Genomic DNA, 237 nt, shown 5'->3' with positions numbered 1-237 from the left:
CGCTTACCACTTTGTGATTCATGACTGGGGTGAAGTCGTAACAAGGTAACCGTAGGGGAACCTGCGGTTGGATCACCTCCTTACCTTAAAGAACCTGCCTTTGTAGTGTCCACACAGATTGTCTGATAGATGTAGAGAAGCAAGGCGTCTTGCGATTGAGACTTTGTGTCCCCTTCGTCTAGAGGCCCAGGACACCGCCCTTTCACGGCGGTAACAGGGGTTCGAATCCCCTAGGGG

At 52.3% G+C, this 237-nt stretch carries 1 rRNA gene; it reads left to right on the top strand.

Features of this window, described 5'->3' with window-relative positions:
* Positions 1–83, top strand: a 16S ribosomal RNA gene (locus tag OOJ60_RS24690); the annotation flags it as partial.
* Between the last annotated feature and the right edge of the window lie 154 nt (positions 84–237).

The sequence above is a fragment of the Citrobacter sp. R4 genome (assembly GCF_026719175.1).
In the GTDB taxonomy this organism is placed as follows: Bacteria; Pseudomonadota; Gammaproteobacteria; order Enterobacterales; family Enterobacteriaceae; genus Citrobacter_A; species Citrobacter_A sedlakii.
Note: the sequence above shows the minus strand (reverse complement) of the source record. Positions and strands in the feature narration are given on the sequence as shown.